The following is an 11,929-nucleotide window of genomic DNA, read 5'->3' as shown; positions in this document are numbered from 1 at the left end:
AATTTGTACATTTGTCTAGAATGGATTTAATCGTGGTGCCCTTGCATTTTCCAGATGAGCGGCACTTACGGTTCGTAAATAATTAGGATTATTAAGGTAACCATTCAATAAGTCATTCCGGCTCGAACCGGAATGGCTTTTTTTGGATTACCTTTAGTGGTAAGTTTACTGCGTTACGGTAACCCTCCTTCCTTCCACTTTAAAATGAACTGCCTTAGTTTTCTCAAGCATTTTTAGAGCCTGGCTGATATTCTTGTAACGGGATATTTTACCGTTAAAGCCTTCGTCTGAAGTTTTTCCTTCAAATGTTACAGCTATATTGTACCAACGGGAAAGCTTACGCATCACACTCTCAATTTTTTCATCATTAAACCGAAAGTAGCCATTCTTCCAGGCTACTGCTTCTTCTACATCGGCTTGAGCTATACTTAAATTGTTCCCGCTTAAAACAGCCTGCTGGCCTGGCTTAATTAATTTAAAGCCATTTGATCCGGTTACCTTAACGGACCCTTCTAACAGCGTGGTTTTGGTTGCATTTTCATCTGCATAAGAATTAACATTGAAATGCGTACCCAATACCTCCACAACCTGCTGATTCGACTGAACGCGGAACGGTTTGGCCGCATTGTGCGCTACCTCGAAATACGCTTCACCGGTAATTTCCACTTTACGCTCGTTACCGGTAAAAGCGCTTGGGAATTTTATGGAAGAAGCGGCGTTTAACCAAACATTTGTTCCATCTGCTAAAGTTAAATGGTACTGCCCACCGACCGGGGTACTCACCGTATTGTAAGTTAAAGTTGCTAAGGCGGTTTGGCCCTTTGTCTGCTGATAGACGATATCACCGTCAGCAGTCTTGGTAATCTCACTATTGCCTTGCACGGCCAATTGCCCGTTTTTGGCATTGGTCAATACGATTTGCTGCCCGTTGGCCAAAGTTAGAACAGCTTTGTTGCCACCCGGTGCAATATCATTAATTTGTAGTTGTGCTACTGACGGCTGGTCCGGCTTGATGCTATAATAGTAACTGCCGATACCGAGCGAAAACAGGATAGCTGCCGCAACCGCGATTCGCGGCCATTTAGATTGACGCTTCGGGGCGATATTACCCTTTTTAGCGATAAGATTGTATAATCTACGTTCTGTTTCCTCACGTGATTCACCCGAATATATTTCAAGCTCATTATCAAAATCAGCATACCAATCCTCAAACTGTTGTTTTTCAAGGTCAGTAATAGTGCCGTCCTGCCATTTCCTGGCAATTAAATTGATCTTTTCTGGTGAGTTTGACTCGTTCATGTACTATGCTTTTAATACATAGCCAAATCAAAACAAGAACACCCTACCATATTTTGTAAATATTTTTAAAAAGCAGTTAAAAGAGAGAAAAAACGAAAAAACATCACACAAATGATAAATAACACCTTAAATAAAGATAGCTAGGAAGCCAAAAAGTACACGAAAGCGCGTTTTTAATATTTTTAACGCATGGGTAATATGTTTTTCAACAGTTTTTTCTGAAATTTTCAATTCCGTTGCTATTTTTTTATTTGGAATTCCGCTTTCACGACTCAGCCGGAAGATCAGCTGGCATTTGGGTGGCAGCGAGTTAATGGTATGCTCCAGCTGTTTTTCAAGCCTCGCCAGATCGAAAGGTTCAAAAAGCTCTTTTTGCTGTTCTGAGAGCGTAGCTGCAAAAGCAGTATTTCGCTGACTTTCCCTCACTCTTTTAGCCAACCGGTTAATTACCTCGAACTTCAGCGCGACCGCGAAATAGTTATCGAAGCCTACCCTTAACCTAAAATTTTCCCGTCGTTTCCATAAATTCAAGAATATATCCTGTACAGCTTCTTCCGCTTCATCGACATCATTAAGGCGCCTCCCCCCCACTACCAGCAGCTTATCCCAATATTTTTGATAGATCACCCTAAATGCGGCCTCGTCACCAACCTTTAAAAGATCTGCTAATTCCCTGTCCGTAAGCCCGCTATAACCGATCATAAAATTATACCAAATATAACGATTAATTAATATAAAGGTAATGGATGTATTTTTGGTCTGCTATTGACTAATGACATGCGCTCCAGGAATGCGCAATCAGGATCAGCTCCTTGCCATAGTCTAATTTGCGGGGTTTGAAGTGGAAAAAATTGGCAAAATCCCTCGTTAACATCGAACACTTTTTTCGGGCTTACATGAAGGCTCTAATTTCTGGCAGTCAAAAAATAACTCCATAAAAAAAGGAAACATACCATATGGTATGTTTCCTTTAGTAGACGGAACAGGTCAAATCTCGAACTTTTTAGAAGATTTAACTGCTATACATGATGCAAATATTTTGACTAATTCATTTTTGGTGGATTTTTTCCAAAAGTAAATGCCCGCAGCTGTCCCCTGCGGGTAATTGCAGCAAACGGCATATAAACGATAACAGTAAGATCATAACGATAGCATAAATTACTACCAGGCTTATAGCAACCGGCGGATGTTCTTTTTTAGCCCTTACTGATCCTGCAATTGCAATTGAAGCAGACGCACCACAAACATAAAAACCCTGCAATTTATGCTATGATAAATAATATTGGCCCAACACTCTTTTACCGGCTATTAATGTAATTATTAACCAACTGGGTCTTGCACTTCAGTAATTAGATAAAGTTGACCGGTACTAAAAAGCAGTAAGGTTTTAAATATACTGTTTATTAAAAATATTATATAGCTTTGGTCTGCTGGTTTATAACAGTATTGTTACATAATAAATTTGAGAGTGAAAAATGACAGTCTATAGCGCAATGAGCGATCTGGAGTTGGTAAACTTGTTAAGGTCTGACGATGAACTGGCATTCGCTGAAATTTACAACCGGTACTTTAGCCTCCTTTATCTACATGCCCACAGGCGCCTGAAAGATAAGGACGAGGCGAGAGACTTGGTGCAGGAGCTTTTTGCTTACCTGTGGTCAAAACGCAGGGTGCTGGAACCTAAGAATAATTTTTCTAATTATTTATATACCTGGGTGCGCAACCGGGTGCTAAACAATATTGCTCATAAGCATGTAGAAGATAGGTATCGCGCGTTGTTACCTAACTGGCTATCAGAGGCCGAAGTGCATACAGACCATCGCCTACGCGAAAGGCAACTGGCCGCCATTATTGAGAGCGAGATACAACAATTACCTCCCAAAATGCGCGAGGTTTTTGAGCTGAGTCGAAAAGCGAATATGAACTATAAGGAGATAGCCGAAAAGCTTAACCTAACCGAACAATCAGTAAGGAGCCATGTAAAGAACGCGCTGAAGATATTAAGGGCAAGGCTTGGCGTACTGTTTTACCTTATGTTAATTTTTTATAAATAAATTTTTAATTTTCATTACCCCCATAACCCCTGGCTTCGCTGTCTATATTATTAAGAGACCGAAGACAGATGCAAATAAATATCCAAGACCTATTAGAAAAGTTCAGGAAAGGCACAATCAATGCCGATGAACTTGTTATGCTCGAAAACTGGTACCTGCAATGGCAGCCTGAAAGCGCCGCTGTTTCAGCGGAAGAGTTGGAAGCCATTAAAGAAGGGGTTTGGCAGGCAATACAACCGCAGGCTAAACCGTTTGTAAGCAAGGTTTTATGGCCACGCATAGCTGCTGCTGCGTCCGTGCTTTTGATCCTTTCTGTTTCTATCTATTACTTTACCAACACCAACCAGCCTAAACAAAAAGCGGTTGTGGTTAAACAAGTCATCCCCGATGTTAAACCCGGTGGCAACAGGGCCATGCTTACGCTGGCTAACGGGCAGCAAATAGTACTAACCGATGTTAAGAACGGCAAACTTGCCGAGCAGGGCGACATTACTATTGATAAAACAGCTGATGGCCGCGTTGTTTATGCGCCGTTATCGGCACAAATGAACGCACCGGGCAAACTGTTGTATAACACCATGACCACGCCGCGGGGCGGCCAGTATAATCTCACTTTGTCTGACGGGACAAGGGTTTGGCTTAATGCCGCGTCGTCCATAACTTACCCGGTTACTTTTATCGGCAACGAAAGGCGCGTTGTTGTTAATGGCGAGGCTTATTTTGAGGTTGCGCATAACGCAGACAAGCCTTTTAAAGTAGAATCCTTTAATCAGGAAATCACCGTGTTAGGCACGCATTTTAATGTTAAAAGCTATGATGACGATGGCGGAATAAGCACTACCTTACTTAGCGGAAGTATCAATTTAAAGAACATACACTCGGGCGAGGCTAAATTATTAGCACCGGGGCAGCAAGCCAAGATCGGTCGCAACACGAATACGTTTACCATAAAAACAGTTAACCCTGAAGATGCTATCTCATGGAAGAACGGTTATTTTTTGTTCGACAACCAGGAGATCAAAAGCATAATGAAAATTATGAGCCGGTGGTATGATATAGATATTCAATATAAGAATACGATGAACGAGCATGACAGATTTGGCGGTACGTTCTCGCGCTCGTCCAACTTATCAGAAACATTGCAAAACCTGGAGCGTGTAGGCAAGGTTCATTTTATAATACAAACCAAAAAAGTTATTGTAACCGATTAACCAACGGTAGTAACTCAATTATATAAACCAATAATCCAAACAATAAGACCAGTTAATACAAAATAAACCATATAAAAAGGAGGGAGTATAGAAAAGAGACAGACTTAACCCACGAAAATTTCGCCTTAAAAAATAAACCAAGGACGTTGGAAGCGCCCCTGGTTATATGTCAGGCGATCTTAACTAAAAGCTAACCAATAGATTTTCATTAAAACCTAACTATCAAATGTATAAAAAATTTACTGAATTACTTTTCAGGAGGGATTCCTATGTATATTCCAATTTTTTTCGAAAAATGAAACTTACTTTCTTGCTTATAACGATTGGATTTTTACAATTAAAAGCAGAGACCTATGCGCAAAAAATTACCGTTGTTGCCAAGAAAGCAACCGTAACGGATGTTATTGCCCAAATAAGAAAGCAAACCGATTATGATTTTCTTTATAATAATGAGACACTAAAAGATGCCAAACTAATTACGGTAGATGCCCAGAATATGGACTTTAGCAAAGTACTTGTGCTTTGTTTTGGTAATCAGCCGTTTGATTATATGATCAGGAACAAAACCATCCTGATTATCGATAAACCTGAGCCTGAAGCGGTAAGCCCATTGCTTACAGAAGTTGCAGCGCGGATAGGCGGCGTTGTGCGCGATGCTACAACCGGCGCACCTTTAATAGGTGTAAACATTAGTATTGAACGCACAGCCACTGGTACTACTACCGATGCGCAGGGCGCTTTTACGTTAGATGTTCCCGGCCCAAGCTCGGTGCTGTTAGTATCATACCTGGGTTATGAAACACAAAGAGTAACTGTTGGCAACAAAACCGTTTTAGATATCAAAATGGTTAAGGTTGATACCAAATTGGCTGAGATTGTTGTTGTTGGTTATGGTACCCGTACAAAAGGTGCAATTACCGGTGCAATATCAACCGTTAAGTCTGAGGTGTTTGAGAACAGACCTGTATTAAGTACTGCTGACGCGTTACAGGGTGCCATACCCGGCTTAACTATTACCAGGGCCAGCGGCCAGCCAGGTGCCAATACCTTTGAATTAAAAATACGTGGTTATTCAACAATTAACGCGAACGGTGCCAGTCCATTAATATTAGTAGACGGTATTCCCGGTGATCTTAACACCATTAACACCAATGATATTGCCGAAGTATCTGTTTTAAAGGATGCTGCCGCTGCTATTTATGGTGCACGTGCTGCTGATGGAGTAATTATAGTAACTACCAAAAAAGGCAGAAGAGGTAGCGCTCCGGAGGTTACTTATACTTTAAACTACGGTATAAAAACACCAACCTATCTGCGTAAAATTCAAAACACGCTACAGTTTGCCGAGTTTATGGACGAAGGTTTTCGTAATGTAGGTATAGCAGGCTTTGCGCCGGCTGTTTTTGATAAGATAAAAGCAGGTGCAGCGCCCGAACTGGGAAGCGGGTGGAACTATGGCTTATCAAACTATCCGTCATTTTATGGCTACACCGATTGGAACAAGGTGATTTATAAAAATACTACGCAACAAATGCATAGTGTAGCTGTATCAGGCGGTGGCGAAAACACTAATTACCTGATATCATTAGGTTATAACCGTAACGGTGGTATAGTAAACTACGGCACAAACAACTCAGATCTGTACAATTTACGGATCAATTATGACTTCCGTTTAAGCAAAAAACTATCAGTAGAGACCCGTACAAGTTTTGATAACACAGCTACCATAGAGCCCACCTTATTGGGCAGTGCCTTAACCAACGTTACGCGCCAGTATCCGTATCAGCCGGTTTATAACCCGCTGGGACAGTTTTATGGCTATCAGGGTTATGAAAACCCGGCGCAATATCTTGAAGAAGGCGGTAACTACAAAAGCAACTCGTCAAGATTTGCTACCAACTTTAAAGTTGATTATAGCATAATACCAGGATTAAAACTAACCGCACAAGCGGCTGTAAGAATGAATTATGGAAACGGTAGTACTACAAACCCTACAATAACCCGTTATACGTATACCGGTAGCGTACAGGACATCAGGAATACGCCAAATTCTGCAAAGTACGACAATAGTAAATCTCTAAATAAACTATACCAAATTTATTTAGATTATAACAAAGATTTTGCTGTTGATCATAACATTAACTTTACCGCTGGTGCATCATTAGAGCAATCACGCAGCGAGGGCCAAACTACCTTTGGTTATAACTTTGCAAGCAATGACATATATACACTTAATCTAGCAGATCGTACAAAAGTTGCATATGCTAACTTCACGGGTAGCATTAGCACCCAGTCATTAGCTTCCTATTTTAGCAGGTTAAGCTATTCGTACAAAGGCAAGTATGTTTTGGATTTAACGGCCCGGGCAGATGGTAGTTCAAAGTTTGCTCCCGAAAAACGTTGGAGTGCGGTGTTCCCGTCAGCGGCATTTGCCTATAACCTGTCCAAAGAAAAGTTTATCGAATCATTAAACATATTTGACCAGTTAAAGTTAAGGCTATCAATAGGCAAAATGGGTAACCAGGAATTAGGCGCCTTGGGTGTATACGGTTATATCCCGTTAATATCAGTAGGCGGCGTATATCCAATAGGTTCGCCAAATGCAGGTTTACCTGGTGCGGTTGCTAACCCGGCATCTATCGAACGTACGTGGGAAACCATCACTAATAAAAATATTGGTCTTGATGTAGCTGTGTTGAATTCCAGATTATCATTCAGCTTTGATTATTATAACAAGATAAATAATAATATGTTGGTTAACGTAGCGGTGCCTGTTGTTTTTGGTGCAACCCCGCCATCAACCAACCAGGGTAAATTGGTAACCAAAGGTTTTGAAAGCTCTGTAACATGGAGAGATAATATTAAGGATTTCCGATACAGTGTTTCCTTACAGCTGAGCGACAGCAAAAATCAATTGGTTGAATTGAAAAACACAGACAGCTACGCCGAAGGACTAAATTTCACCAGAAAAGGCTATGCAATTTATTCTTATTTCGGCTACGTGTATGATGGCATTATCCAAACGCAGGCACAGTTAGATAAGTACAAATTGTTACAAGGCGTACCTGCCAGAATTGCTTTGGGTGATGTGATGTACAAGGATCTGGATGGCGACGGTAAACTGACCGCCTTTGGTGATAAAACAAAAGGATTGGATGGGGATATGACCTATTTAGGTAACTTAACGCCCAGGTACACTTTCTCGTCAAACATTAACGTAGGCTACAAAAACTTTGATTTGCAGGTATTTTTGCAAGGTGTGGGCAAACGTGATGTTGTATACCAAGGTAATATTGCCAGACCTAATACATCTTACTGGCCATCACTAGCACTTTTTTATAACCAAACCTGGACACCAGCCAGGCAAGATGCTCAATTTCCACGTTATGTACCCCTCGGTGTAGGGTATGATGATGTGGCAAATTATGACTATCGCACTTCAACCAAAACACTACAAAATGTAGCTTACTTAAGGTTTAAGGTAATAACGTTGAGCTATGCCTTGCCGAGTGTTGTTACTAACACTTTAAAAATTAAATCTGCCCGTATTTACGTGAGCGGCCAGGATCTGTTTACCATATCAAAAGGAACATATGGCGGAAATTTTGACCCGGAAGATGGCTATCGTAACGAGGGTACATATCCTTTCAACAAAGTTTATTCAATGGGCTTAAATGTTAAATTTTAATTAGAAAAGTATTATGAAACATACAGATAAATATCATAAAACAACAACAACCAGGCTGGCAAACAGGCGTACAGGTTTAATACGTGCGGGAATGCTTTGGGCTTTTGTGCTGACCCTTGGCTGGAGCGGTTGTAAAAAAGATCTTAACCTGGTATCAGAACAAGATATTACCGATGCCACTTTCTGGAAAACAGGAGCGGATTTTAAACTTGCAGCTAACAGGCTTTATTTAGGTTTAGATGGGTTTGGCACCGATGATACAGAATCAGACATAGCGTTTAACACACCAAACTCGGTTAGCAATGGTAACCTGCAACCATCTGAAACATCAGGTAACTGGACAAATCCGTATTCTTACATCCGGTCTGCAAATATCATTCTTGCAAAGGCCGCCGGTACTACTGATACCGAAATAAAAAGATATGCTGCCGAAGCCAGGTTTTTCAGGGCCTGGTATTACTGGAAACTGTTGAGGCTTTACGGTGGTGTGCCTTTAATTGGTAAAGTGCTGACTGTTGAGGATCCCGATTTATTTGCCCCAAGAGCGAGCCGTATTGAAACAGCCGATTTTATTTTAAAAGACCTGGACGAAGCTAAAAACGACCTGCCTTTGCAAACAGCTTTAGCCGGGGCCGATGTTGGGCGTATAACAAAAGGTACGGCGCAAGCTTTGGCAGCCCGGGTTGCTTTATTTGAAGGCACCTGGGAAAAATCCAGAGGTGACGGTAGTGCCGCTAAATATTTAGATGCGGCTATTACTAATTCATCAGCTGTAATTAGCAGTGGTACCTATTCTTTATATACCGGCAGCGGCGCGCAAAGTTATCGTTACCTGTTTATTGAGGCGGGCGACGATTCAAAAGAATCAATACTTGACCGGAGATATGCACGTAATATATATGGCCAGAGTACATCTTATGATTACGATGGCACAGGTTACAACCCGACCCGTAAAATGGCCGATTTGTACCTGGATGCCACCGGTTTGCCTATTACTTCAGCCGGTACCGTATTTCAAGGGTACGCCACTTTTACGTCCGAGTTCCAGAATCGTGATCCGAGAATGACGCAGACCATGATCATCCCGGGTACATTAACCAACCGTGTATTTTATCCAACAACAAAAATTGCCAACTGGCCTAATACGCCACAACGTAACTTTAATACCGGTTACATATTGTATAAGTATATGTCTGAGGATCCTATTGCTAATAACTCAGGCCAGCTTGGTACTTCCAGCTTGGGTGAGTTTGACCGTCATCTTATTCGCTATGCCGAGGTATTATTAGTATATGCCGAAGCGCTTTACGAAAAAAACAGCGTGATAAGCAATGCAGATCTTGATTTGTCTATCAACAAACTTCGCGATAGGGTAAATATGCCACACCTAACCAATGCTTTTGTTACTGCTAATGGTTTGGATATGCGCACCGAGATACGTCGCGAAAGAACTGTTGAGCTATGCCTTGAAGGTTTTAGGTATGACGACGTGCGCCGTTGGAAAACCGCCGAAGTTGAATTATTGCAAGATGTTAAAGGCATTAAAATAACCGGAACAGACTGGGCCACCAGGGCACCATATAATGATCCAAGCTATTTAACCAAAGTTGATGCTAACGGATTCCTTATAGCCGAAAAAGCTAGGAAATTTGATCCAGCCAAAAACTATCTGCAGCCATTACCAACCAAAGAGGTTGCTTTTTACACAACAAACGGTAAAGTATTGCAGCAAAATCCAAATTGGTAGCTCCTAAAAGTAGTGCTGGTGTTTACCGGCACTACTTTCTATTAGAATTTTAATATTAAAAACCATGAATTTAAGACTCACAAGTGGAATCTTGTCTCTGCTATTGCCCTTTTTTTTTGCAGCGCAAGGTCAAACGAGAAATAACAAACAAACCCTAATGGGGAATAGATTTTTAACATTTAACACGGTCATCCGTGTTAACCAGATTGAGGTTTCAAGAAACCGGAACGTCGGGCACGACGAACGAGCCCTGCATACTCCGGCCAGAGTTATCGCTATGCGGGAAGCTGTTGCCGAAGGCTTCCCCGGAGGTAAAATGACCTGGGCTTTCAGTTGGCTTGCCTTGAACGATACGAGCTCAAACTATCGCGAGATTAGAAGGTTGGTGATAGGCTATCACAACAAATATGGCGACGAAATTACATTTATTCCAGGTGCATATTTTGCCAATGCTTATAACAGCACCGAACAGGTAAACCAGGATCTGCATGACGCCCTTGAAATTATTACACGTATGGTTGGTAACGGTTACCGGCCGCAAAGCGTTGTAGCAGGTTTTCTATCGGCCAAAAACCAGCAATACCTGGCAGATAAAGAACATATTCATGTGTGCCAAGGCAATATATGGAGTCAGTATAGCATTGATAATCAGGATGGCGATGGATCCATCTCTTACCCTTACTATCCTTCTGCCGAGCATTTTTGCAAACCAGCTCAAAGCAAATCTGATTTTATTGACTGTGTAAATCTTGATGGTTGGTCGGTTGATTTTTTAGCGGGGCGCAGGGCCGGGTTTGCCCAGCGATTTAATAGCCGTATGGGTGTTGGGCCTATCGAAACTCTTGGCAGATATGGCTTAGAAACAGGATTGAAGGAAATGATGCATACCACGGCTATCAATTTCGACAAAGGATTTCAACTGAACGGTTTTGGCTGGGTAACTAATTGCTGGGAACTTTCTTTACCTTACAATTTCAGTTATCTCAAAAATTGGCTAACAGCTATCCGCGAGCGTTGGCCTGATGCTAAACTTATCACTCAAGGTGAATTTGGTTTGGCTTGGCGCAAACATTATAAAACCAACAGTTTCAACTATCGTTTTGAAGAAATCGGTTCCGGTATCGGTGGTTCAGATGCTGATAAGGAAATCCGTTGGTTTATGAATAAGGATTTTCGCCTGGCGTTGCTTAATCAAAAAGATGATAGAGCTGCGGCAAAAGTAATTGACTTTACTGATTACAGAAATGTCGCCAAAGAGCCTGCAGAAATGACGCGCAAATGGAGTCTGCTCGGCGAGATCAATCAAAAACAAACACGCCCTCAAGATAAACCTATTGCTCCGGATTCGCTTTCGGCTAAAGCACGCTCTGTTATAATACATCACTATCCTGATTTGATTAAATAGTATTTATTGGATCGGCTTTCAAATCAATGACAAGCTGGCTGGCTGAAGGAGCAATAATTCAATAGTAGTTGAAAAACTAATCGGCTGGGTCCCAGTTAATCGCAATCGCCGGTTGAGATCACATCTACCGTGTATTACTTTATAGATGCAGCAATTTATAAAATCAGATAATCGAAAAATTCAAAAGCATAAAAACTCTCTCCTGAAAAACTCTCATCCGAGAGATATTGGTCGGGCCCTGATATTGGTATATCAGGGCCTTTTTTATTTATTATAGTATAGAGGCTGGGGCTTATGTCTCGCTCGGTTGAAGGAACAAGACTCGAACTGCTAAATCCATTAAAATTATCGTAAGGAACTTAAATGAAAAATGCAATGAAAGCTATTTATATAATAGTTCATTGCATTGTCCTTAAAGGTAGCGGGAGCAGGACTCGAACCTACGACCTTCGGGTTATGAGCCCGACGAGCTACCAACTGCTCCATCCCGCACTATTTTTGTTGGTATTACATAACGGACATAAC

8 protein-coding genes and 1 tRNA gene are annotated in these 11,929 nt (G+C 41.5%); 5 read left to right on the top strand and 4 right to left on the bottom strand.

The genetic code is table 11. The features are described from left to right. Positions 1-165: 165 nt before the first annotated feature. The 3 genes from ABIB50_RS08030 to ABIB50_RS08020 form a co-directional block, all read right to left on the bottom strand. Entirely contained in the window at positions 166-1,299 is a 1,134-nt protein-coding gene (locus tag ABIB50_RS08030) for a FecR family protein (RefSeq protein WP_429378759.1), read from the bottom strand. A gap of 126 nt (positions 1,300-1,425) precedes the next feature. Further along, positions 1,426-2,001 carry an RNA polymerase sigma-70 factor gene (locus ABIB50_RS08025; protein ID WP_429378758.1) on the bottom strand — a complete coding sequence of 192 codons (576 nt, stop codon included), beginning with the start codon at positions 1,999-2,001 and terminating at the stop codon, positions 1,426-1,428. 346 nt (positions 2,002-2,347) lie between these two features. Continuing rightward, positions 2,348-2,560 carry a putative sulfate exporter family transporter gene (locus ABIB50_RS08020; RefSeq protein WP_429378756.1) on the bottom strand — a complete coding sequence of 71 codons (213 nt, stop codon included), beginning with the start codon at positions 2,558-2,560 and terminating at the stop codon, positions 2,348-2,350. Between the two features lie 214 nt (positions 2,561-2,774). On the opposite strand from ABIB50_RS08020, the gene ABIB50_RS08015 reads away from it, so the two are divergent. From ABIB50_RS08015 to ABIB50_RS07995, 5 genes are all read left to right on the top strand, one after another. Then, the gene (locus ABIB50_RS08015) at positions 2,775-3,353 is read left to right on the top strand and encodes an RNA polymerase sigma-70 factor (protein WP_429378754.1); all 579 of its coding nucleotides are present in this window, start codon (positions 2,775-2,777) and stop codon (positions 3,351-3,353) included. A 68-nt stretch (positions 3,354-3,421) separates the two neighbouring features. Further along, positions 3,422-4,564 (top strand): FecR family protein, encoded by a 1,143-nt coding sequence (locus ABIB50_RS08010; RefSeq protein WP_429378752.1) that lies wholly within the window; start codon positions 3,422-3,424, stop codon positions 4,562-4,564. A gap of 295 nt (positions 4,565-4,859) precedes the next feature. Next, positions 4,860-8,252 (top strand): SusC/RagA family TonB-linked outer membrane protein, encoded by a 3,393-nt coding sequence (locus ABIB50_RS08005; protein ID WP_429378750.1) that lies wholly within the window; start codon positions 4,860-4,862, stop codon positions 8,250-8,252. 13 nt (positions 8,253-8,265) lie between these two features. After that, the gene (locus ABIB50_RS08000; protein WP_429378748.1) at positions 8,266-9,999 is read left to right on the top strand and encodes a RagB/SusD family nutrient uptake outer membrane protein; all 1,734 of its coding nucleotides are present in this window, start codon (positions 8,266-8,268) and stop codon (positions 9,997-9,999) included. Positions 10,000-10,156: 157 nt separating this feature from the next. Continuing rightward, complete coding sequence (locus ABIB50_RS07995; protein WP_429378746.1) at positions 10,157-11,404, top strand: DUF3863 domain-containing protein; 1,248 nt, start codon at positions 10,157-10,159, stop codon at positions 11,402-11,404. A 419-nt stretch (positions 11,405-11,823) separates the two neighbouring features. Here the strand turns inward: ABIB50_RS07995 and ABIB50_RS07990 are convergent. After that, a tRNA-Met gene (locus ABIB50_RS07990) sits at positions 11,824-11,896 on the bottom strand. Between the last annotated feature and the right edge of the window lie 33 nt (positions 11,897-11,929).

The sequence above is a fragment of the Mucilaginibacter sp. UYCu711 genome, from assembly GCF_050433825.1.
GTDB lineage: Bacteria > Bacteroidota > Bacteroidia > Sphingobacteriales > Sphingobacteriaceae > Mucilaginibacter.
Note: the sequence above shows the minus strand (reverse complement) of the source record. Positions and strands in the feature narration are given on the sequence as shown.